14 protein-coding genes and 1 pseudogene are annotated in these 25629 nt (G+C 32.0%); all 15 read left to right on the forward strand.

Annotated features, from left to right (window positions below; translation table 11 throughout):
• The first annotated feature begins 10 nt into the window (after window positions 1-10).
• Window positions 11-1525 (forward strand): SusD/RagB family nutrient-binding outer membrane lipoprotein, encoded by a 1515-nt coding sequence (locus DM397_RS03510; protein WP_111376216.1) that lies wholly within the window; start codon window positions 11-13, stop codon window positions 1523-1525.
• Between the two features lie 438 nt (window positions 1526-1963).
• Window positions 1964-3952 (forward strand): beta-mannosidase, encoded by a 1989-nt coding sequence (locus DM397_RS03515; protein WP_111376217.1) that lies wholly within the window; start codon window positions 1964-1966, stop codon window positions 3950-3952.
• 199 nt (window positions 3953-4151) lie between these two features.
• Window positions 4152-6413 (forward strand): GH92 family glycosyl hydrolase, encoded by a 2262-nt coding sequence (locus DM397_RS03520; RefSeq protein WP_111376218.1) that lies wholly within the window; start codon window positions 4152-4154, stop codon window positions 6411-6413.
• A 140-nt stretch (window positions 6414-6553) separates the two neighbouring features.
• Entirely contained in the window at window positions 6554-8833 is a 2280-nt protein-coding gene (locus tag DM397_RS03525) for a GH92 family glycosyl hydrolase (protein ID WP_111376219.1), read from the forward strand.
• 6 nt (window positions 8834-8839) lie between these two features.
• Window positions 8840-10303: a glycoside hydrolase family 125 protein gene (locus tag DM397_RS03530; RefSeq protein WP_111376220.1), complete on the forward strand. Its 1464-nt coding sequence runs from the start codon at window positions 8840-8842 to the stop codon at window positions 10301-10303.
• Between the two features lie 24 nt (window positions 10304-10327).
• Window positions 10328-11227: an ROK family protein gene (locus DM397_RS03535; protein WP_111376221.1), complete on the forward strand. Its 900-nt coding sequence runs from the start codon at window positions 10328-10330 to the stop codon at window positions 11225-11227.
• Window positions 11228-12245: 1018 nt separating this feature from the next.
• Complete coding sequence (locus tag DM397_RS03540; protein ID WP_111376222.1) at window positions 12246-14003, forward strand: non-ribosomal peptide synthetase; 1758 nt, start codon at window positions 12246-12248, stop codon at window positions 14001-14003.
• Window positions 14004-14032: 29 nt separating this feature from the next.
• Window positions 14033-15628: a condensation domain-containing protein gene (locus tag DM397_RS03545; protein WP_111376223.1), complete on the forward strand. Its 1596-nt coding sequence runs from the start codon at window positions 14033-14035 to the stop codon at window positions 15626-15628.
• 58 nt (window positions 15629-15686) lie between these two features.
• Window positions 15687-16814, forward strand: coding sequence for a glycosyltransferase (locus DM397_RS03550; protein ID WP_111376224.1), 1128 nt, complete (start codon window positions 15687-15689; stop codon window positions 16812-16814).
• 171 nt (window positions 16815-16985) lie between these two features.
• Window positions 16986-17612, forward strand: coding sequence for a hypothetical protein (locus tag DM397_RS03555; protein WP_111376225.1), 627 nt, complete (start codon window positions 16986-16988; stop codon window positions 17610-17612).
• Window positions 17613-18104: 492 nt separating this feature from the next.
• Window positions 18105-19292: pseudogene (locus DM397_RS24250) on the forward strand (amino acid adenylation domain-containing protein); the annotation flags it as partial.
• Window positions 19269-21329: a condensation domain-containing protein gene (locus tag DM397_RS24255; protein WP_455550115.1), complete on the forward strand. Its 2061-nt coding sequence runs from the start codon at window positions 19269-19271 to the stop codon at window positions 21327-21329. The pseudogene DM397_RS24250 and the gene DM397_RS24255, both read left to right, overlap by 24 nt.
• A 281-nt stretch (window positions 21330-21610) precedes the next feature.
• Window positions 21611-23833, forward strand: coding sequence for a bifunctional alpha,alpha-trehalose-phosphate synthase (UDP-forming)/trehalose-phosphatase (locus DM397_RS03565; protein WP_111376227.1), 2223 nt, complete (start codon window positions 21611-21613; stop codon window positions 23831-23833).
• An 18-nt stretch (window positions 23834-23851) separates the two neighbouring features.
• Window positions 23852-24757, forward strand: a complete 906-nt coding sequence (locus DM397_RS03570) for a DUF6734 family protein (protein ID WP_111376228.1) — start codon at window positions 23852-23854, stop codon at window positions 24755-24757.
• Between the two features lie 89 nt (window positions 24758-24846).
• Window positions 24847-25629 (forward strand): hypothetical protein (locus DM397_RS03575; RefSeq protein ID WP_162615455.1); only part of this gene is annotated, 783 nt, incomplete at its 3' end.

The raw sequence follows: 25629 nt of genomic DNA on the forward strand, positions 1-25629 counted from the left end.
CTTAAAAAAGATGAAAAATAGATATATCAAAATATTTTGTGTCGCAATTGTTGGTGCTTTGACATTGGCTTCATGCGATAAAGGATTCGAAGAAATGAATAAGAATCCAAATGCTTTAACAGATCCAGCTGTAAAATCAATGTTTACGCTTGCTGAGATTTATGTAGACGGACAAGATTTTTCTAACACAAGAGGAAACAATTTATACGCAGCACAAATTGTACAGCAGTTTTCTTCACTTGGAGGGCCAGGTTCAAAATATACGTATTCTTCTGAGTATTCTGCCGCGCTTTTTGGAGAAACTTATGGAAAAGGATTAAACCAGATTTTCCAATTATTATCTGTAGTAGAGAATACGCCAGAGAACTCAAATATGATTCAAGCATGTAGAATCATGAAAGTTTTCTTGTTCCAAAAATTGACAGATACTTATGGTGAAGTTCCTTACTTTGAAGCAGGAAAGGGATACAACGGAAACGTATTTTCTCCAAAATATGATACGCAGGAAGCCATTTACAATGATCTTTTAAAAGAATTGGACGAGGCTGGAACTGCACTTGATCCAAGCAAACCATTTGTTGGAAACGCCGATTTGTATTACCAAAGCGATGTTGTAAGATGGAAAAAACTGGCAAACTCTTTAATGTTAAGAGTAGCAATGCGTCTGTCTAAAGTAAATCCTGCAAAAGCAAAAGAATTTGTAGAAAAAGCCTATGCAAAAGGAGTTTTTACGACAAATGACGACAGTTTGGTTTTAAAACACGATGCAGGTCCTGCAGGAGTAAAAACCAATCCAATTACATCTTCATGGGTTAGAAACGATTTGAACGGAGGAGAATCTAACATTAAATTCAGTAAAACGTTTATCGATATGTTGAAAAACACAAATGATCCTCGTTTAAGAATTTATGCAAAATTGGAAGCAACTGGAGACAATAACCCAGCAAGTCAGCAAGGTTTGGCAAATGATGCAAAAGAATTTCCAGGAGGAGACAAAAAATTGTTCTCAGATCCAAATACTTCTACAGTATTACGTTTAGATGCTCCAACATTAATTATGTCTTATGCTGAGGTTCAGTTTTTATTGGCTGAAGCTGCGGTAAAAGGATGGAATGTTGGCGGATCGGCTCAGACTTATTATGAAAATGGAGTAAGAGCAGCGATGAATATTTTGATCATTTTTGGAGATAAAGTGTCTCCAGTTTCACCAGCAGAATACAACACTTACATTACAACATATCCATTTAAATCTACAGGAACAGAAGCGCAGAAAATTGAACAAATTATCACGCAAAAATGGATTGTATTGTTATTCAATGGTTTTGAAGCATTCTCAGAATACAGAAGAACGGGCTATCCAGTTTTAGTTCCTGTTAATGATCCAACTGGAGAAACTCAAGGAACAATTCCGAGAAGATTAATTTATGATCAGTCAGAACTTATTACAAATGAGGCTAATTATAAAGCAGCAATTCAACGTCAAGGTTTAGATTTAATGACCACAAGAATCTGGTGGGATAAATAATTTTTAAATTGGTTGGTTAGTTTAAATAAGTCGGGTAATGAGCATACCCGGCTTATTTTTAAAATCATACAATTGATTGATCTGAGAAGCAAATATTTGAAAAGTTATTTTACAGATTCAAATACCCTTTTTTTCGCATAAAACAAATTTGGTTCTGCTGAAAAAGATGGATTTTATTTTCTGTATTGTAAAAATTTCAAAATACTATACTTAAAGTTTATTTCAATTATTTGAGTTTAAAAACAATCCACATCAAAATCAAAATAAAGCATAAGGCAGTGGTAAAGAAGATATTTCTAGTTGTATTTTAGAGTTACTAACAAAGAATAAATTCTCAAGAGAAGGAATAGGTGCGGTCAGTTCTTTCCTTCTCTAAAACTGCCAAATTACTTACCTTTTTTAGTAATTTTAGAAGGTATTAATATAGTACTCCGTAAAATGAATTATCAAAAAAAACTTCATTGGCTAATATGTCTGTTCGTAACAACTTTTACATCAATTGCTTTTGCACAAAGTGTTGATTTAAAAGACAATTGGACCTATCGTGAAGAAAAAACACAGAAATGGTATTCGGCTAATGTTCCGGGAGAAATTCATACCGATTTGCTCAACAGCAAATTAATACCAGATCCATTTTACAGAGATAATGAAAAAAAACTGCAATGGATTGAACGCAAAAACTGGGAATACAAAACTGCTTTTCAGGTTACAGCAAATATGCTGAAAAAGAAAAACACAGAATTAGTTTTTGACGGATTAGATACTTATGCATCCGTTTACGTAAATAATCAGCTAGTTTTAAAAGCCGATAATATGTTCCGTCAATGGCGTGTTGACGTTAAAAAAGTCTTGAAGTCAGGAAATAATGATTTGAGAATTGTATTTCAATCAGCACAAAATGTAGTCGATTCGCTGGCTAAAAAAGATTATCCATTCGTAATTCCAGACAATCCGCGCGCCTATGTTCGCAAAGCGCAATACCATTTTGGCTGGGATTGGGGACCAAAATTCACCACTTGCGGAATATGGAAAACGCCAAGATTTGAAGCTTACGACGAAAAAGAACCTGAGAAACCGTATGTTTTAAATAGAAAAATTGAATTGATACAAGATAAGGACAGTCTTGGTCGTGCTTTCTATTTTAAAATTGATGGAAGACCAGTCTACATGAAAGGAGCCAATTATATTCCGTCAGACGCTTTTCTTTCGAAAGTGACCAAAAAAGAATATGAAAAAATAGTTTTATCTGCCAAAGAAGCCAATATGAACATGCTTCGCGTTTGGGGCGGAGGTATTTATGAAGATGATTATTTCTACGATTTATGCGATAAATACGGCATAAATGTCTGGCAGGATTTTATGTTCGCGGGTACAATGGTTCCTGGAGACGATGCTTTTTTTGAAAATGTAAAAAAAGAAGTCCAATATCAGGTAAAGAGATTGCGCCATCATCCAAGCATTGTTTTATGGTGCGGAAACAATGAATCTGATGAAGCCTTTAAAAATTGGGGCTGGATGAAAAGTTTCAAAATTTCAAAACAAGATTCAATCCGTTTGTGGAAAGACTATACACGTTTATTTCATGACAGTATTCCAAAATGGGTAAAAGAAGTCGATGGGAAACGTCCGTATTTAAGCTCTTCGCCATTATACCATTGGTCTAAAGCAAAAAGCGTAACCGAAGGAGATAGCCATTATTGGGGAATTTGGTGGGGATTGGAAGATATTGAAGCCGTTCAGAAAAAAACAGGAAGATTTGTGAGCGAATACGGAATGCTGTCTTTACCAAATTATAATTCAATTGAAGAATTTACTTCACCAGAAGATCGAAATTTATATTCAGATATACTAAAAGTACATTTAAAAGCAGGCAAAGGTTTTGAAAAATTAGATTCCTATCTCGCTAAATATTTTATCGATGCTTCTAAAATAAAAAAGATGAATCTGGAAGATTATGCGTACTTGAGCCAATGCATGCATTATTATTCCATCAAAAATATTGTCGGTACGCATCGTGCTAAAGCGCCTTACAATATGGGGACTTTAGTTTGGCAATTAAATGATTGTTGGCCAGTAGCAAGCTGGAGTATTACCGATTACAACAACCGACAGCCAAAAGCGGCTTGGTATGCCATAAAAGAAGCCTATAGAGATGACATAAAACCAGAAACGGATTTTACGCACCCAAAAGATTTGGCATTAGAAGATCCAAAAATCAGTTGGCAAATAAAAGGAAATAACGTAACGATAAAAGCTCAGAAAATGGCAAAATATGTTTGCGTTTCAATGAAAGGCTATAACGGAAAATGGAGCGATAATTATTTTGATCTAAAAGCAGGAGAGGAAAAGACAATTTCGTTTGAAGGAAAAATAACGAAGCCAGAGATTAAGATTTATTCTTTGTTTGAGGTTCTTAAAAGGTACTAAGATGCTAAGGTTCTAAGGAACAAAGGTTTTTTGTAGAGACGCACCGCAGTGCGTCTCCTTATGAAAATTACGGTTCATTCTTTATTATAATGTTTTATAAATTGACCGTAGAGACGCGCTGTAGTGCGTCTAACATACAGAAATTAAAAAATATTTGCGTTAATTATTTTAAACCATACACAATCAAAAATAAAAATATATGAGAATAGCATTTAGCGGTTTTTTGGCTTTGAGTTTACTTTTTGCCAATCCGATAATTTCACAGCAAAAAAAGGCAAAACAAGCAGAAGTAAATTATACGCAATATGTAGATCCACTTATTGGTTCAGCAGGTCATGGTCACGTATTTGTGGGTGCAAATGTTCCTTTTGGAGCGGTGCAGCTTGGTCCGGTAAATATTTTTGAAGGCTGGGACTGGTGTAGCGGTTACAATTACGCCAGCAATACCATTTTAGGTTTTACGCATACACATTTGAGCGGAACTGGAATTGGAGATTTAAATGATATTCTTGTTTTGCCTGTTAGCGGAAAAGTCGGTTTGACCAAAGGAACAAAAGAAGATATGGTAAACGGTTATGGTTCGTATTTCTCTCATAAAAACGAAGTCGTAAAACCAGGATATTATAGTGTTTTATTGGATAAATATAAAATCAAAGCCGAATTAACGGCAAGCGAAAGAGTCGGTTTTCATAAATATACTTTTGAAAATGCTAATGATTCACACATTTTAATTGATCTAGCAGACGGAATTGGCTGGGACAGACCAGTAAAAACTTTCATTAAAAAAGTTAGCGAAACCAAAATTGAAGGCTACCGCTATTCGGCAGGATGGGCGGCAGATCAACGCGTTTATTTTGCAATGGAATTCTCTGAGCCAATTACAAATATGATGGTTTATGACAGTACAGCTGTCGTTAAAGGAACAGAAGGAGAAGGCTTAAAAATAAAAGCGGTTTTAGATTTCAAAACCTTAAAAAATAAACAGATTCTGGTAAAAGTCGGAATTTCTCCAGTAAGCACAGAAAATGCATCAGCCAATATAAAAGCAGAAATTCCGAATTGGGATTTTGAAGCTGTCGTAAAATTGGCAGATTCGAAATGGAACAAGGAGTTAAATAAAGTTCAGATAAAAGCAGACGATAAAACAATGAAAGTTTTCTATACTTCATTGTATCATACTATGTTTGCGCCTTCCATTTTTAATGATGCGAACGGAGATTATTTAGGAACTGATAAAAAGGTTTATGAAAAAGCCAATTTTACCAATTACACTACTTTTTCGCTATGGGATACTTACCGCGGACTGCATCCATTATACACTATTACACAGCCTGAAAAAATCAATGATATTGTAAAATCATTTTTAGCGATTTATCAGCAACAAGGAAGATTACCGGTTTGGCATTTGATGGGGAACGAAACCAATACGATGAACGGAAATCATTCTATAGCCGTTATTGTCGATGCGTATTTAAAAGGATACCGTGATTATGACACCAATTTAGCGTACGAGGCCATCAAAAAAACGGCCATGCAAACCCGCGACGGAATGGATTATGTTCAGAAATTAGAATATATTCCTGCTGATAAACTTTTAGAATCTGTTGGAAATGCTTTAGAATATGCCATAGATGATTACTGCATCGCCTTAATGGCAAAAGCTTTAAATAAAACGGACGATTATAATTATTTTACCAAAAGAGCCAATTTGTACAAACAGTATTTTGATAAAGAAACCACTTTTATGCGTGGTAAATTGACAAACGGAAATTGGAGAACACCATTTAATCCGCTTTCTTCAGCGCATCGCAAAGACGATTATGTGGAGGGAAATGCGTGGCAATATACTTGGCTGGTTCCACAAGATCCGTACGGTTTAATTGATTTATTTGGAAGCGAAGATAAATTTATTGCAAAATTGGATTCTTTGTTTTTAATAACTGATAAAGTAGAAGGAGAAGATGTTTCGCCAGACATCAGCGGTTTAATTGGTCAGTATGCTCACGGAAACGAGCCTAATCATCATATTCCGTATTTATATGCTTACGTAGGACAGCCTTGGAAAACAGCAAAATTAATTCGAGAAATCGACGAGAAATTCTACTCAACAAAACCAGACGGATTGTGCGGTAATGAAGATTTAGGACAAATGTCGGCTTGGTACGTTTTATCTTCTATGGGATTCTATTCGGTTAATCCTGCAAACGGAATTTATGTTTTAGGAAGTCCATTAGTAAATTCAGCGGTTATCAATCATAAAAAAGGAATTTCGTTTACTGTAAATGCCATTAATAATAGCGTTTCAAACATTTATATCCAAAAAGCAGAATATAACGGAAAACCCTATACAAAATCATACATCACACAAGAAATGATCGTAAAAGGGGGAGAGTTGAAACTATATATGGGAAATAAACCATCAGCTACATTTGGAGTTAAGAAAGAAGATAGGCCACTTTAGAACTGTGGATTTCCTGCAAGGTTTTTAAAACCTTGTAGGTATAGCTAAAGATTTTATTTTACGATAAATTATAGATTCAGATTTCACAAAAATAAATACCTACAAGGTTTTAAAAACCTTGCAAGACAACAATACATGATATGAAAATAAAGAGTTTAATTTTTTTAGGAATAGTGCAGTCCTGCTTTTTTCTAAATGCGCAGAATTTAGATCCTGTAGAATATGTAAACCCGTTAATGGGAACGCAGTCTTTGCATAATCTTTCAAACGGAAATACGTATCCTGCAATTTGCAGACCGTGGGGAATGAATTTCTGGACGCCACAAACAGGAAAAATGGGCGACGGATGGGCATATACTTATACCGCAGAAAAAATTAGAGGATTTAAGCAGACACATCAGCCTTCGCCTTGGATGAACGATTACGGTCAGTTTTCGATTATGCCAGTTACGGGTAAATTGGTTTTCGCCGAAGACGAACGTGCGAGCTGGTTCAGCCATAAAGCTGAGATTTCAAAACCGTATTATTACAACGTTTATCTTGCCGATCATGATGTTACTACCGAAATTACAACAACAGAAAGAGCAGCGCATTTTCAGATTACATTTCCTGAAAATGAAAAATCGTCTATTGTAATCGATGCTTTTGATAAAGGTTCGTATATCAAAATAATTCCTTCAGAAAATAAAATAATAGGTTATACAGCACGCAACAGTGGCGGAGTTCCTGAAAATTTCAAGAACTATTTTGTGCTGATTTTTGATAAAAAGTTTTTAACCAATTCAACTTGGATTGATAAAGTTCTAACTGCTGATAAATTAGAAGCAAATGGAAATCATGTAGGGGCTGTTATTGGATTTAAAACCCAAAAAGGAGAAAAAGTAAATGTTCGAGTAGCATCTTCTTTTATAAGTCAGGAGCAAGCTGAACTGAATCTGAAAAACGAATTAGGCACATCAACTTTTGAAGAAACAGTTTCGCAGTCTAAAGCCGAATGGAATAAAGTTCTAGGAAAAATTGCCGTTGAAGACACTAATGCAGATCAGCTAAAGACTTTTTATTCTTGTTTATACCGAACAGTTTGTTTTCCTCAAAAGCAATATGAAATTGATAAAGACGGAAAAATTGTGCACTACAGTCCGTACAACGGAAAAGTTCTCTCAGGATATATCTACGCAGGAACAGGATTTTGGGATACTTTCCGCGCCTTATATCCTCTGTTAAATTTGGTTTATCCTTCAATAAATAAAGAAATGCAGGAAGGATTAATCAACGATTACAAAGAAGGCGGATTTCTGCCAGAATGGTCAAGCCCAGGTTTTAGAAATGTCATGGTAGGAAATAATTCAGCTTCTGTAGTTTCAGATGCTTATATGAAAGGATTACGCGGTTATGATATTAATACTTTGTACGAAGCTTTACTACATGGCGCTAATAATGAAGGGCCAATGGACGCCGTTGGTAGAAAAGGAGTTCAATATTATAACACTTTGGGATATATTCCTTATAACGTAAAAATAAATGAAAACGCGGCAAGAACATTAGAATATGCTTATGATGATTTTGCAATCTGGAAATTAGCCAAGGCCTTAGATCGTCCTAAAAAAGAAATTAATCTGTTTGAAAAGCGAATGATGAATTATAAAAATCTATACAATTCTTCTATCGGATTAATGAGCGGACGAAATAAAGACGGCAGTTTTCCAGCCAATTTTAATCCGTTTAAATGGGGAGATGCTTTTACCGAAGGAAACAGCTGGCATTACAGCTGGAGTGTTTTTCACGACATTCAAGGTTTGATTGATTTGATGGGAGGAGAGAAAAATTTCACGGCAAAATTAGACGCTGTATTTACCATGCCACCAGTTTTTGATGATAGTTATTATGGAGCCGTTATTCACGAAATCCGCGAAATGCAGATTATGAATATGGGGCAATATGCTCACGGAAACCAGCCAATTCAGCACATGATTTATTTATACAATTATGCTGGCGAACCTTGGAAAACACAATATTGGTCAAGAGAAGTCATGAATCGTTTGTACAAACCAACTCCAGACGGTTATTGCGGAGATGAAGACAACGGACAGACTTCTGCATGGTATATTTTCTCAGCCATGGGATTCTATCCAGTTTGCCCAGGAACAGAAGAATATGTTTTGGGAGCGCCTTTGTTTAAGAAGACAACTTTACAGCTAGAAAACGGAAAACAGCTTATTATCAATGCATCAAATAATTCAGAAACAAATAAGTATGTCAACGAATTAAAATGGGATAATGCTGTTCATACAAAAAATTACATTAATCATTTTGATGTATTGAAAGGAGGAGAATTAAATTTTGACATGACAAGTTCTCCAAATCTTAAAAGAGGCACAACAAATGAAGCATACCCATATTCTTATTCAACTTCAAAATAAAAAGATATGCAGTCACGTAGAAAATTTATAAAAAACGCAGGCATTTTTTCGGCAGGATTATTGGCACTTCAAACAGAAGCTTTCGGATTTAATTCAAATACTTTTCCCTTTCCGCTAAAAGATTTTGTTTCTAAAAGACCTCCTGTTGCCGAAAGAAAATTTACGAGTAAGGCAATTGAAGCCGCTATTGTACGTGTTAAAAAACAAATTGCAAATCCAGAATTGGCATGGATATTCGAAAACTGTTTTCCAAATACATTAGATACCACAGTCGATTTTGAAATTATTGACGGAAAACCAGATACGTATGTAATTACGGGAGATATTGACGCCATGTGGCTTAGAGATAGTACAGCGCAGATTTGGCCATATATTCCTTTTGTGAAAGAAGATCCGAAATTGGCAGAACTGGTAAAAGGTGTTATTAATCGTCAAGCGAAATGTATTCTGTTGGATCCGTATGCTAATGCTTTTTATAAAGATTTTACAAAGGAAAGCGAGTGGAAAAATGACCTTACCAAAATGCAACCCGGAATTCATGAAAGAAAGTGGGAAATTGACAGTTTGTGTTATCCTGTTCGATTAGCACATGGATATTGGAAAGAAACGGGAGATATCAGTTTATTTGATGCCAAATGGAAAGAAGCCATGCTTTTAATCCTACAGACTTTTAAAGAGCAGCAGCGAATGGATGGAAAAGGCGGGCCTTATAGTTTTCAGCGTCAAACAGCTTGGGCGACAGATGGAGTTCCGTTGGGCGGTTACGGCTATCCAGTAAAACCTTGCGGATTAATCGTTTCAACTTTCCGACCAAGCGATGATTCTACTTTATTCGGTTATCTGATTCCGAGCAATATGTTTGCTATTGAAATATTAGGATATTTAATCGAGATTTTCTCTCTTCCAGCTTTAAAAGACAATGATTTAGTTGCGAAAGCCACAAAATTAAGAGATGAGGTTCAAAATGGTCTTAACGAACACGGAATTATAAATCATCCGAAATTTGGAAAAATTATTGCTTTTGAAGTAAACGGATACGGCAGTTTCCACATGATGGACGATGCCAATGTTCCTTCGTTATTATCGTTACCATATTTAGGTGCCATTGCTCCAAATGATCCTTTATACCTTAACACTAGAAAAGTAGTGCTGTCAGAAAATAATCCGTTTTTCTATAAAGGTAAAGCAGGAGAAGGTATTGGCGGTCCACATACAGGAGTTGATACTATCTGGCCTATGAGTATTGTTTTGAGAGCCATTACGAGTGTAGACGAAAAAGAAATAAAAGCCTGCATAAGCAATTTAATTAAAACCAATGCCGATACAGGATTTATGCACGAATCGTTCCATAAAGACGACGTGAATAAATTTACCCGCAAATGGTTTGCTTGGGCGAATACATTATTTGGCGAAATGATTGTACACACCAGTATGCATTACCCTCAAATTTTAAAAGACAAAAATATCTAGTACTAAAAAGCTAAATAAACAAAAATGAATACATCACATGCCATTGGGCTAGATATAGGAGGAACGCATATTACTGCTGCGGTTATTAATAAAACAGAAATGAAAGTTCTTGATTTTTCGCTTTGTAAAGAATCTTTTGATTCGAATATGCCAGCAGATCAGGTCATGAATATCTGGAAAAAAGTAATCAGCACCTCAATTGAAAATTCTAAAATTAAAGATATTACGGGGATAGCGATTTGTATGCCTGGACCATTTGATTATAAAACGGGTATTTGTTGGATTAAAGACCAGTCTAAATACGAACATTTTTACGGGTTAAACATTCGAGAATTGCTTTTGGAGACTCTTGGTTTTCCTTCAGATTTTCCAGTTCTTTTTGAAAATGATGCTGTTTGTTTTGGAAAAGGAGAAGTTTTTAAACAGCAGGAAAACCTTTCTAAAAAAGTAATGGCCGTAACATTGGGAACAGGGCTAGGGGCTTGTTTTATTGATAAAGGAACGTCAATGGATTCAGGAAATTCTGTTCCTGCTGATGGAGAAATTTACAATCTGCCTTATAAAGGTGGAATAGCCGAAGATTATGTATCTGCTAGAGGTCTTTTATCACATTACAAATCTTTAAATGGTAGAGATCTTAATAATGGCTTAGAACTTTATAGTTTAGCAAAAAACGGAGATCAGCAGGCGATTCAGGTATTTGAAAGAATGGGAGAGGATTTGGCCACAGTCGTTATTCCATGCATTAAAAACTTTGCAGCAGATCATATCATTATTGGCGGAAAAATTGCCAATGCAAGCGATTTGTTTTTATCTTCATTTAATAAAATAATTCAGAAATCTGACTTAAAAGTTGAGGTTTCCATTTCAAATGATAGTGAAATTGCCGCTTTGTTAGGGGCGGTCAGTTTTCTTTGTGATTAAAACAAAAACGGATGAGTTAATATTCATCCGTTTTTGTTTCATTTCTATACTAAATAACATTTCCAGCTTTTAACTGTATTCGTGTAATTTTAAGCAAGGCAAAAGCTGAAATTACTTTGATGTAAAAAAAAAGCTTTTAAAGGCTTTTTACTTTTTAAGTTTCATTAGAAACTTCATCTGATGGAGAAAGAGGAATTCGAATTTTAAATTTGAAATTCACTTATTCCCTATATTTATTCTTTGTTAAAACTCCGATTGCCGTGATTTTGTCATGAAATTCAAAAATGTCACTTTTTTAGAATAAGTGATACTCTTTTTAATATATATATCAAGCATTTTCCTTTATAAATCGAAAAAATACTTATTTCTATCTCAAAATAAATAGTTTAAGAGTTTTGTTTTTAATAATCTTATGGAACAAGGAAGGTGGACATCTTAGATTTATCATGTCCCCTTTTTTAAAGTATTAATAATAAGTAAGTTTAAGTTTTTCATTATTGATATATATAATAAAATTGTTTTTTTAATTTATAATGAAACGCCATATTAAGACTATACTCAAAATTCAGTGTTACGATCTTTTGCAATAATTAATTATCAATTAGTTAAAAAGCTTTGAGATTGAATCTTTACACATCAGAAAAAGCACCTTCGAAAACGTTATATTCGTTTCAATAGAGCTAAAACTCGTATGTTTTAAGTTCTTATTTGTGAAATATATAAAAAAAACTTTTTTTATAAAACCTTTTAAATTAATAGATTATAGTGTTTTTATACACTATCATAATACGATTTTTACATTTTATAAGAAAAAACACTCCTGAATGTGGAAAACCGTAAATATCTAATTGTTAATACTTTTATATTAGCAAAATCAATTATGAATATTAATGTTGTATTAGTAGTGATTTGTGTAAAATATTAACATAATGAGTATTAAAGTATAAAGTATTAATATGTATTATAAAGTTAAACAAAAGATAAGATTGTGACTCAAAAATTGGGAATATGTAAATATATGAGTGAAAATACGATACTAGATTTATTTAATGAACATGTTGTAAAAAGACCGAATGATGTAGCTTTAGTTTTTGAAGGCGAGTTTTATTCATATAAAATTTTAGATGATAAATCTAATCAATTAGCTAATTACCTTTTAAAAAATTGTGAAATTCAATTGGAGGATTTAGTTGGAATAAAATTAAATCGGGACGAGTGGATGATAATTTCATTGTTAGGTATCCTAAAATCTGGGGCTGCTTATGTTCCTATAGATCCTCATTACCCCAAACAGCGTCAAGATTTTATTGAAAATGATACAAAATGTAAGACAATTATAAACGAAGAATTTTTAGAGAAGTTTCATTTAGTGTCTTCTACTTACTCTAAAAATCAGCCAGACAACGTAGTTGTTTCGTCGCGAAATCTTGCATACGTAATTTATACATCTGGATCTACGGGAAAACCTAAGGGAGTAATGATAGAACATAGGAGCGTTGTCTCCTTTTTAACCCGTATTGATGTCCAATTAGGGTTTGAAGATTTGAATATTGTCGCGGCTACAACAAATGTGACTTTTGATATCTCAGTACTTGAGATATTTGGAACATTATGTTTAGGAAAAAAAATGATTTTGATATCAGAAGATAAATTATCTGATCCTGAAATGTTTGTTCAAGAAATAAAAAATAACAAAGTTGAAGTATTGCAACTAACGCCTTCTAGATTGCACCAGTTAACAAATATATTGTTTAAATCACCTCTTTTGCATCTCCAGAAATTATTGGTAGGTGGGGAAGCATTTCCCAAAGAAATGTATAATTTTTTAAAGGAGCATACAAATTTAGAGACTGTTAATGTATATGGACCTACAGAAACTACAATTTGGAGCACCTTTCTTAACATTAAGTCAACTAATAAGCTTTCTATAGGAAAGCCCTTTGAGGATGAATTTATTTTTATTTTAAATGAGAGAGAAATACCACAACCAATTGGTGTAGTTGGAGAGCTATACATAGGAGGAGCTGGTCTTGCTCGTGGCTATTTAAATCTTCCGGAGTTAACAATGGAGAAATTCATAAAGAATCCATTTATAGAAGGGGATCATTTATATAAAACAGGGGATTTAGGGAGATGGCTTCCTGATGGTCGTATTGAGTACATGGGAAGGAAAGATGATCAGTTGAAAGTTAGAGGCTATCGCATTGAGGTTGGGGAGATCGAAAATGTATTACTTCGTATTCCGGAGATTACTGATGCTGTAGTTTTACCCTATATAAAAGACGATTTAGTAACAGAAATTATTGCATATTTCGTATCAAATAAAGAGTACGACATCAAGACCTTGCGGACATATTTAGGTCAGGATCTTCCAGATTACATGATTCCAGGACATTATGTTCGATTGGAATGCATTCCTTTAACAAACAGTGGAAAAGTTGACAAACGCATGTTGCCGTCTCTGGGAGGTTTAAGCCTTGAAATCGGAGTAGAATATGTTGCTCCAAAGAGTGAAACCGAAAAACGATTAGTAGCAATCTGGCAAGATGTTTTAGTAGGTGACCGTATTGGTGTGCATGATGATTTTTTTGATCTCGGAGGGAATAGTTTAAGGATGACGAGAATTTTATTTAAAATAAATAATGAATTTGAAATAAACGTTTCATTAAAAATACTATATCGATTTATAACAGTATATGAATTGGCCGAATTTATTGAAACAATGTATGAAAATGAAGAAATTGTATCGGATCAATTTGACAGCTTAAAATTGTAATAATAGAATTAAAATCACACCACATTTACATGATAGATAGTACAGAAGTTAAAGCTTTTAATTTAATAAAAGAACTAAATAAAGAAGGAGGAAAAATTTATTATGAAAATAAAGAGATTTATATCAAATATCCTAAAGGTGTTGAAATAAGTCCCGGTTTAATCAGTAAGATAAAATTACATAAGCTGGATTTAATCTCCTATTTTGAAGGTTTTTCTAAAAAAGAAAATATACAGTCGCCGGATCAAAATAAAATTGAAGCAACAAAAATAATTCATGAGGGAGAAGAATATTATTTTATAACTCCTACAGAGAAATACTGGGTTGATGATAATGCAGACCGGGAATATAAGGAAAAGAATAAAGATCACGGTACGATTAAATTTAGCTATGAAATTTTGGGTGAATTTGATAAGGATGTCTTTAATAAATCTATTTTGTTTCTAATTAATCGTAATGAAAGCTTGCGAACTACATTTCATAAGATCAATGAGAAGTTTTGCATGAAAGTATCTAATCAGAGTGTTTTAGAGTGTACTGAATATATCGATCTAAGAGGTCACGAAATCAGTGAATCTGAATTAAAAGATATTAGACGATTTAACGAACACAAATTTGATTTGAGTACTGGGCCTCTAATTTTGGCTCGTTTGATTCAAATCGAAGATAAAAAATTTGTTATTTCATTCAATATACATCATGTTATTTCGGATATATATTCAAAACAAATTCTTTTAAGGGATTTTATGGTAACGTATAATTCGTTTTTACAAAACAGAGAGCCAGAGTTGCCTACAGTGAAATATCATTTAAAAGAAAACCTTTATTTAATCAATAAATTTATTGAAACTAACGCTGATTCAAATCGCAATTATTGGAATGATTTATATCCTAATTTACCCGATGAATTAATTATTCCATGTACTACTAAAGTTGCAAATAAAGATGCAGAGAGAATAAAAGAGTCCAAAATATTTGATTATCCGGAAGATCTTTTTAAAAACATGAAATTGATAGCAAAAAAAGAGTCTACCAGTTTATTTGTCGTTTTGCAAACTTCCTTTAAAGCGTATTTTAATCATAAAACAAATCAAACCGATATGTTATTTGGAACATATTCATTTGGAAGAAATTTTGAGATTTCTGAAAATCAAATTGGATGTTATGCAAAAACAGTTTTGATAAGAACAATTTTTGATAAAAAAGATGACTTCATCAGTATGGTTAAGAAGGTTAAACAATCCAATAATGACATGAATGATTATCATGCATTTTCTTTAATGGACTCAATTGAAAAAAAATTACTTCCTAACCAATCTCTTACTGGAGGATTCTGGAAGATTAATATGCAATATGATGATGCTCAAGGAAATTATTTGAATAAATCAGATTACCAGGATGTAGTACAGAGACCCAATGTCGAGTACAGAGAAATTGTAGATGATAAAGATCCTATTATGGCAATTGACATGGAATTATGGTTTGTTAATTCAGGTGATAATCTACAGCTAAATGTAGTTTATGATAGTAGTCGATATGACTCTTTAGGGATTGAAAATTTCATACGCGATTATATTGATTTTAGTTCTAAAAAAATAATTGACATCGATGCTAACCAAATATAATATTGGAGCCGGAATAAGTTTACAGATACAAGTAATTAAAGATTAATACAAAGTTCTTTTGAAAAATAAAATAGTAAAACCTGAATTTATTGGGGATTTTCCTGATACCCAAAATAGAATTGCTTTATTAGTACCTCAATTTAACGAAGATTCCAATTGTAATCTTGAGAATCGTTTAAAATATTTTATGAATATAGCGGAAACATATAAGGATTATATGGACGTTGTAATTATTGACGATGGCTCAACTGATGATAGTCTGGAAAAAATCAAATTATTCTTAGACCAAAATCCAAAATCTTTTTTTGCTGCGTCAGTAAATCCAAATGGTCAGAAAGTTGGAGCATTATTTTCAGTGAGTAAAGTAATTTCTCATGATTTCGTGATCTTAACAGACTTTGATACTGATATAGTGGGATTTCATGAGGCATTTAAAGTTATTAACGAGATGGAATCCAATGTAATGGGATGCTATTTTAAAATGATTCCATTTGAAGGTTCCGGATTTGTGTTTAACTGGCAAAAACTGGAATATTCTTTAGCAAGAAGTCTATATTTTTTTCATAGAAAAGACCTTAGTGTCCCAGTCATGCCAGGTGCAGGATCGTGTTTTAGACGAGACATATTAAATACTATTTATAGTAATCATAGTGGTCTAAGAAACGGTGAAGACAGAGAAGCTACAGTAATTGGACTAAAATTAGGATACAAAGTTATATATGTTGATTCTGTACTAACTCTAACAAGGCCTCCTTTGACACTTAGAAAATTAATTAAACAACGCGTTAGATGGAATCTGGGTTACATTGAAACTCTGGCTAAAGAAAGTGGATACTATAACTCGCAAATGTTAAAATTAAATATATTAGGAGTAAGAGTGATATTAGATTTTATTACTGTGTTATTTATAATTTTTTTACCTCTTACATTACTTATTATTGCTACGATAAATATAAATTATTTTTTATCAATGACCTTGATAATATACTTGTTCGGATTTTTTTCATGTGCAAGCTTTGTTCTTTTTTCATCAAACGAATTATCAGAACATAAAAAGAAACTCACCACAATTTTAAGTTTTCCAATTGTCAAAATATTAGTTGATTGTATTGCCTGGACTAGGGCGATTTTATCCTTTCTAAAAAATAATAGAATGGCTAAAGCTTTAAATGAAAGTGTTCTATAGTTTTTTGAATTTTTATTGATGATGTAATTTTAAGATACAGAATTACAACATTTATTTATTTACCTATTAATCATGCATAATTTTTAACAAATGGATTACTCGGATTTAAAATCAACAAGTTTATATACTAATTATTGAAAAAAAAAGATATTAAATAGAGATAAAAGTTTAATGTTGGGGTATGAAAGAAAATGCCTTTCTTCTATTTCTATCAAAGCTAATGAGCTGCATTATTTTAATAAGCTCACTAATAAAAATCAAATTGCACAATATAATGTGGTTACAGCTATTTATACCTTTCTACTAAATAAATTAATTCTCGATTTTGATGGTTATATAGTTACAGGTTCTAATGATAAAAATATACCCTTGTTGTTATCATGTCAATCTGATTTAAAATTATCATTCAAAGAATACCTGCAAAAAGTAAAAGTAGAAATTTTAGAAACTTTAAAATATTCGGATTCCAATAATGAGACAGTAGTTGAAAAGCTTGGTATAGAAGATTTAAGACTTTTATCTAATTATTCTATTAATATAAATTCTAGTAACGATATTAATTGTAATGGAATATTGGTTGATTTGAAAATAAATGAAGATCAGGATTTCAAGATTCAAGTATATTATTTAGAGGGATTTGTAGATAAAATAATATTAGAATTATTAATCAAGAACTTTAATCGTTTTATAGTCGATTTAGAAGATAATATTGAAGTTTGTTTATCAGAATATGCAATAGTATCCGAAAAAGAAAGATTACAATTATTATTACAGTTCAATAATACAGAAGTAAATTAACCGAGAGACAAGACAATCGTAGATTTATTTGAAGAGCAGGGGTATTTTGCAACAATTCATACCAAATAGTTAATGCTTGTTTTTGAATTTGATGTTAATAATGAATCTTTTATTACGAAAACGTTGTAATCGGTCAAGTAAGGTTGGTGTTTTTATATTTTTCAATGTTTTTTTTTTTGAAATATGTAAAAAAAATATTTTTTTTCTTTTTCTCTAAAAGCTTTTAAATTAATCTATTGCATACTGTGATAAATTGGTATTATGAGATTTTTACATTTTATAAGAAAAAAATACTTCTGAATGTGGAAAACCGTAAAGATTTACTTAATAATCGTTTTACATTAGCAAAATTAATTATGAATATTTAAATTATTTTAATAATAATTTAGGTAAAATTCTGGTATAATGAGGGCGAAAGTAAGGAATACTGTGCTATTGTAAAATTAAGCGAAAAGACAGGATCGTGCCTTAAAAAGTAAGAATATAAAATTTATGGATGAGAATACGATAATAGACTTATTTAACGAACAAGTTGTAAAAACGCCAAATAAAATAGCTTTAGTTGTTGAAGGTAAGTGTTTGACATATAAATTTTTAGATGATAATTCTAATCAATTAGCTAATTACCTTTTAGAAAATTGTGAAATTCAACTGGAAGATTTAGTTGGAATAAAATTAAATCGGGACGAATGGATGATAATTTCATTGTTAGGAATATTAAAATCAGGTGCAGCTTATGTACCAATTGACCTTCATTACCCAAAGCAACGTCAGGATTTTATTGAAAAAGATACTAAATGTAAGATAATTATAAATCAGGAATTCTTAGAGAAATTCAATTTAGTATCTTCTTCTTATTCTGATCATAAGCCAGCCAATGTACTTGTTTCATCTCGAAATCTTGCATACGTAATCTATACTTCAGGATCAACAGGAAAGCCTAAAGGAGTTATGATTGAACACAGAAGCGTTGTTTCTTTTTTAAGTCGCATTGATGTTCAATTAGGGTTTAAAGATTTAGACATCGTTGCAGCCACAACAAACGTGACTTTTGATATCTCAGTACTTGAGATATTTGGAACATTATGTTTAGGAAAGAAAATGATTTTGATATCAGAAGACAAATTATTTGATTCTGATTTATTTGTTGAAGAAATAATAAAAAACAAGGTAGAAGTATTGCAGCTTACGCCTTCGAGACTACAACAGATATCCAATACATTGTTTAAATCACCTCTTCTGCATCTTCAGAAATTATTGGTAGGAGGAGAAGCATTTCCAAAAGAAATGTATAATCTCTTGAGCAGAAATATAAATTTAGAGACTATAAATGTTTATGGTCCTACAGAAACTACCATTTGGAGTAGCTTTCTTGATATTAAATCAACGAAAAGGCTTTCTATAGGAAAGCCTTTTGAGAATGAATACATCTATATATTAAACGATAAATTGTTGCCTCAACCCATAGGTGTAGCTGGAGAATTGCATATAGGAGGCGCAGGCCTTGCTCGTGGTTACTTAAATCTTCCGGAATTGACCATGGATAAATTCATAAAGAATCCATTTATAAAAGGAGATCGTTTATACAAAACAGGGGACTTGGGTAGATGGCTCACTGATGGTCGTATTGAGTATATGGGTAGGAAAGACCATCAGTTGAAAGTTCGGGGCTATCGCATTGAGGTTGGGGAGATTGAAAGTGTATTACTTCGCGTTCCAGAGATCACCGATGCAGTAGTTTTACCCTACATAAAAGACGGTTTAGTAACAGAACTTATTGCATATTTCGTATCAAATAAAGAGTACGACATCAAGACCTTAAGAACACATTTAGGTCAAGATCTTCCGGATTACATGATCCCGGGACACTATGTCCGAATGGACATTATGCCATTAATGATAAATGGCAAAATTGATAAGAGATCTCTTCCTGATCCGACAGATCTTGGAGTGAATAGTGGAGTAGAGTATGAAGCTCCACGCAATGATATAGAGGAACGACTTGTGAAAATTTGGCAAGAAACGTTAGGAAGAGATAGAATAGGGGTAAATTATGACTTTTTTGAAATTGGCGGCCATAGCCTAAATGCTACCAGCATGTTGAATAAAATCCGTAAGGAGTTTGACGTAGAAATTTCCTTTAGCCAATTTTTCGCGAACAGTAAAATTTCTCTAATATCAGAGTACATAAATAAAAAGAGCAATGAAAAGATTAGAGAGGTTCCATTGTTTCAAAAACCCACTGTTACAGAGTATGAAAATTTTTCTGACCAGGAATATTTTGATGTTTTCCATCAGCAGGAAAAAGAATATATGAGGAGAAGAATCCTGGATGTAAACAATTCATATAATATGTCCTTTTATGTTCTGTTTGAGAAATTAGACACTTATATTCTGGAAAAAGTAATCCAAACTATTTTTGAAAGACATGAAAGTTTAAGGACTTCATTTAAAATGAAAGAAAACATATTGAAACAACATATAACGAAAAACTTTTCCAAAATACCAATAGAATATATCGATGTCGCAGGTGAGAAAAATAAGGATGAGTTGATTATGGCCATTCGTCAAAATGCAAGCAACACAGAATTTGATTTAGAGAAAGCACCTTTGGCTTATTTGCAGGTTGTGAAATATTCTGAAGAACTGTCAGGACTACTTTTTACTTTAAATCATACAATTTCTGACGATGTTTCCATGAGAAATCTAAAAAATGAAATTCAAACGCTTTATGATGCCTATTTAAAAGGAAAGGATTCCCCGCTGGCACCTATTAAATTTCAATATAAAGATTATGCCATGTGGGTAAATACGTTTTTGAAAAGTGAAAAGTGGTCAGCATCAAAGAAAAACTATTTATCTAAAATTTTACAAAGTATTGAGCGTACAAAAAAGGAGAATGCCCAAGGTAAATGCATATCCTCCAGAATACAGACAAAAGAAGTATGTTCCTATAGAAAAAATTTGACAGATGAATTATTACAAAATCTTTCGGACGGAAAAAGTATAAAACAGTTTGAAGATGCGTATGGTACCATTGTTAATCTGGTTGCAGATAAAGGAGCAGTATACAAGATGATTATTAAAGAACCGCTATTCAGTAAACTTAAGGATATGGCCTCTTTAAATGGATCCAGTTTATTTGTAAATATTATTGCAATGTTATCACTTGCCTTTTATAAATCAAAAGATGTTAAGGATAGCAGGATATATATTCCATTTTCCACGAGAGTATTTGAAGAGTTTGAACCCATCGTCGGATGGCTTACTTCTGAAATAATTTTACCTATATCGGTAAATGAATCCTTGCTTTTCAGAAATTTTGCTGAACAGGTGGCTAAGGAAGTATTTGAAAATTCAGATTATAGATTCTACTCTTATGAAAAAATTCTTAACGACACAGATGCCCCTTTACATCTTTTAGCACCGGTTTCCTTCAATTTCGTTGTACATAATGAAACTGATCTCACAAATTTTGATGAAGGGCACCGTCAAAACGGATCTGGACATTTTGATTTTAAGTTAGAAGCCACACAGTATAAAAATGCTTTAAATTTTAATGTTGAATATAATTTGAAAGCGTATCAAGCCAGTGATATAGAAAATATAATGAATATTTATGTTGGCATCATAGAAATTTTGACAGAAAATTCAAATCTATTTGTATCAGAAATTATGGGGGATAAATCTATTTCTTTAGATGTTTTAGCTAACTAGAATTTTGAAAATTACTTGGGATAACTTCTAGTCTGTGACTTAATTTGTTTATGGCGATATGAATTAATACAGAGATTTGTAAGTATTGAGATCTTTTTTTGTTACGAATAATACTTTCTATAATTGTGTTAGAACTAACTAAAACAGAAAGTTAATTTGTTTAAATTTTACTGTGTGAACTTCAAAACTTTTGAAAACGACCCAAATAATATGTAATGTTTCATAATTTACTTTTCGAGTAGTTGAAAAAAAATTATTAGTATTAATTAATCTTAATAAAAATGCGCTTAATTATTGTTTCCAATAGATTACCTATAACTATCGATAGGTCAAATAAAAGTGGATTTAAAAGAAGTATTGGAGGTTTAGTGACCGGTATTCTATCTTATATCAATAAAATAAAGTCTGGGGTTTCAGAATTTGAGGACTATTTATGGATTGGGTGGGCAGGAAAATCTATAATTGAAAGTGAGCAGGAAGCTATAAAAAGAGAATACAAAGAGAATTACAAATATGTTCCTATATTTCTAGACGAGAAAGTTCAGAAGGGATTTTATGAAGAGTATTGTAATAAAGTTATTTGGCCTTTGTTTCATTATTTTCAAGACTTTGCAGATTATAAAAAATCCTCATGGGATTGCTATAAACAGGCAAATGTAATTTTCTATAACACTATTAAGGAGCAAATAAAGAAAGATGATTTCATTTGGATTCATGATTATCATTTGATGTTACTACCACAAATGATTCGGAATGATTTTCCAAATGTTAAAATTTCTTTTTTTTTACATATTCCTTTTCCCAGTTATGATATTTTCAGGTTATTACCTTTGGAAAATCAGCAAGCCATCCTTAATGGATTGCTAGGGGCAGATGTTATTGGTGTGCATACAATAGACTATGCTCAAGAATTTCAGAAAACTATTTCAAAGGTTCTGAATTTTAAAGCTGTACAAAATATAATTAATCTAGGTGATCGATTTTCAAAGATTGATATTTTTCCTATGGGAATAGATTATAAAGCAATAAAAGAAATTTCTATCAGCGAAGCGTGCAGTCAAAAAAAGAAAATCACAAAAGAAAGATTAAAAAATTATAAAATAATTTTATCAGTAGATAGACTTGATTATACAAAAGGTATAATTAATCGTTTAGAAGCTTACTATAATTTATTATTGGAATACCCAGAATGGATTGAAAAAGTAATATTAAAGCTTGTTATTGCTCCATCTAGAAGAGAAATTGATTCTTATAAAAAAGTTAAGAGGGCAATAGACGAATGTGTGGGTAAAATTAACGGGAGATTTAGTTCAGATAATTGGATCCCTGTAGAATATCAATATTCCCAATTAAACCTTGTTGAGCTATGTGCTTTATATGGAATTAGTGATGTTGGATTAGTTACTCCGTTGCGTGATGGCATGAATTTAATGGCAAAAGAATTTATAGCGGCCAATAGCCCTGATCAAGGGGTCTTAATTTTAAGTGAAACAGCTGGAGCAGTAAATGAGTTATTTGATGCAATCTCAATTAATCCATTTTCTGTAGACGAAATTACTTCAGCTATACATAAGGCATTAACGATGTCTAAAAAGGAAATACAACTGAGAAACGAGAGAATGCATTTGAGACTAAGTTCTTATGATGTAAGTTCATGGGCAAATGAAATTATACAAACTACTCAGGAAGTAAATAGCTCAAAGGTATCATTATTGAAAATTGGAATTAAAGATGATAAAAAAAAGAATATGCTCCAGCATTATAAGGAGGCAAAATCATCCGTATTTTTTCTAGATTATGATGGGACACTTTCACCCATAGATCGTAATCGAATTGAAGCAGAGCCAACACAAGCAATTTTAGATACAATTGAAATGTTTTCCAGTAGAGAGGATACGGATGTTGTTATCATAAGTGGACGAGACAAACTAACACTATGGAAATGGTTTGCACACCTTAATGTCGATTTTGGAGCTGATCTTGGAGCTTGGATTTCAGAAAAGTCCGATTGGAAGTTATTAGGCGATTTTAATACAGATTGGAAAAAACAAGTTGCACAAACAGTATCTCGATATGTAGATAAACTACCAAATTCCTTGATTGAAATAAAAACATTTTCAATAGTCTGGGATTATAGAATGGCTTGTTCTGAGCTTAGGGAACTACGAATTACTGAACTTATTACTGAACTAAAAAACAATGATAAGATAACGGATAAAGTTGATTTTATTACTGGAGAAAATACGTTTACAGTTCAAAGTAAGGGGACTGGTAAAGGGAATGCAGCTACCTACTGGCTGTCCAAAAAGAAATATGATTTTATTCTTGCAGCTGGGGATGATGATTCTGATGAAGAATTATTTGAATCAATTCCCAAATATGGGTATTCTATTAAAGTTGGGAAGGGAAAGACAGTTGCTAATCATAGATTAAAGGATCATGATGCAATAATAAAATTATTAGATGCACTCGGTCATTGTAAGAGTCAGAGCAAATTAGTTTAATTAATTCAAAATATTTTCATGAAAATTATTCAAAGTCTGTGGACTAAGCCAATGCTAAATGAAGATAATAAAACTGATAATGGGAGATTTTCAGGTGGTTGGCTGGAAAGCAAGTATCATTTAATGAGTTGGGCTTTCAGTTGTTTGCAACTCAAAAAATTTTATAAAGAGGTTGAACTCTACACTGATTTAAAAGGAAAGGAATTACTGATTGATATCTTAGGTTTACCTTATACAAAAGTTCATTTAGTACTGAACAGTATAGATCATTATCATCCAGATTTATGGGCATTGGGAAAAATTAAAGCGTATAGTTTGCAACAAGAGCCATTCCTTCATATAGATAGTGATATATACATAGGGGAAAGGTTTTCGGATAGTATTGAAAATGCAAATTTAATTGTTCAAAATTCAGAAATGGGTTATTCATTCTATAAACCACTGTATGAGGATTTAATAAGAAATAATTTTTTTTTCCCAGAATCATTAATTGAAAATAAAAAAAATGAAACTGAAGTAAATGCATATAATGCTGGGATAATTGGAGGGAATAATATCTCTTTTTTTGAGCGTTTTACTTCTGAAGCTTTCAATTTTGTAAATAGAAACCTAGACAAGTTAGATAGAATAAATATAGGAAGATTTAATACAATCTATGAACAACATTTATTTTATTGTATGTCGCAGTCCGAAAATATTTCTGTAGAATGTTTTATGTCAGTGAAAGATAAGTATAAATTAAACCACGAATTAAAAGGTTTTGAATATTTCAAGAATGCCCCAAATGAGAGGAAATATATCCACCTTTTTGGTGAAGATTGTAAAAAGAGTATAATATACTGTGAGGAACTTTCAAAAAAAATGCATTCTATGTATCCTGATTATTTTGAAAAAATTAATGAGATAATGTTGTCGAAAATCTGATAACATATTTACCTCGATTACAAGAAAAGAGAAATACTGTCGCAATTATAAAATTAATATTCGCATTAATAATGCATAATTTTTAACAAATGGATAACTCGGATTTAAAATCAACAAGTTTATATACTAACTACTGGAAGAAAAAGATAGTAAATAGAGGTAGGGCTTTAGTGTTGGATAAGGAACAAAAATGTCTTGCTTCCTTTTCTATCAAAGCCAATGAACTACATTATTTTAATAAACTTACTAATAAAAATAAAATAGCGCAACATACTGTTGTAACGGCAATTTATACCTTTCTACTAAATAAATTAATTCTCGATTTTGATGGTTATCTTATAGCTGGTTCTAATGATAAAAATATACCCTTGTTATTATCATGTCAATTTGATTTAAAATTATCATTCAAAGAGTACCTGCAAAAAATAAAAGTTGAAATTTTAGAAACTATAAAATATTCAGATTCTAATAATGAGGTAGTAGGTAAAAAAATTGGTATAGAAGATTTAAGACTTTTATCTAATTATTCTATTAATATAAATTCTAGTAGCGATATTAATTGTAATGGAATATTGGTTGATTTGAAAATAAATGAAGATCAGGATCTTAAAATTCAAGTATATTATTTAGAGGGATTTGTAGATGAAATAATATTAGAATTACTAATCAGGAATTTTAATCGTTTTATAGTCGATTTAGAAAATAATATTGAAGTTTGTTTGTCAGAATATGCTTTAGTATCTGAAAAAGAAAGATTACAATTATTAGTAGAATTCAATGATACCAAGGTAGATTATCCTGAAGATAAGACCATCATAGATTTATTTGAAGAACAGGTTAGAAAGACACCAAATAATGTAGCTGTTATTTTT

Source organism: Flavobacterium nitrogenifigens (assembly GCF_003254565.1).
In the GTDB taxonomy this organism is placed as follows: Bacteria; Bacteroidota; Bacteroidia; order Flavobacteriales; family Flavobacteriaceae; genus Flavobacterium; species Flavobacterium nitrogenifigens.

Excerpts from the sequence above, each read along its gene's own strand:
- DM397_RS03555 (WP_111376225.1), top strand. The coding sequence starts at position 16,986 with ATGTTGGGGTATGAAAGAAAATGCCTTTCTTCTATTTCTATCAAAGCT.
- DM397_RS03525 (WP_111376219.1), top strand. The coding sequence starts at position 6,554 with ATGAAAATAAAGAGTTTAATTTTTTTAGGAATAGTGCAGTCCTGCTTT.
- DM397_RS03570 (WP_111376228.1), top strand. The coding sequence starts at position 23,852 with ATGAAAATTATTCAAAGTCTGTGGACTAAGCCAATGCTAAATGAAGAT.
- DM397_RS03565 (WP_111376227.1), top strand. The coding sequence starts at position 21,611 with ATGCGCTTAATTATTGTTTCCAATAGATTACCTATAACTATCGATAGG.
- DM397_RS03510 (WP_111376216.1), top strand. The coding sequence starts at position 11 with ATGAAAAATAGATATATCAAAATATTTTGTGTCGCAATTGTTGGTGCT.
- DM397_RS03530 (WP_111376220.1), top strand. The coding sequence starts at position 8,840 with ATGCAGTCACGTAGAAAATTTATAAAAAACGCAGGCATTTTTTCGGCA.
- DM397_RS03520 (WP_111376218.1), top strand. The coding sequence starts at position 4,152 with ATGAGAATAGCATTTAGCGGTTTTTTGGCTTTGAGTTTACTTTTTGCC.
- DM397_RS03545 (WP_111376223.1), top strand. The coding sequence starts at position 14,033 with ATGATAGATAGTACAGAAGTTAAAGCTTTTAATTTAATAAAAGAACTA.
- DM397_RS03515 (WP_111376217.1), top strand. The coding sequence starts at position 1,964 with ATGAATTATCAAAAAAAACTTCATTGGCTAATATGTCTGTTCGTAACA.
- DM397_RS03540 (WP_111376222.1), top strand. The coding sequence starts at position 12,246 with ATGAGTGAAAATACGATACTAGATTTATTTAATGAACATGTTGTAAAA.
- DM397_RS03535 (WP_111376221.1), top strand. The coding sequence starts at position 10,328 with ATGAATACATCACATGCCATTGGGCTAGATATAGGAGGAACGCATATT.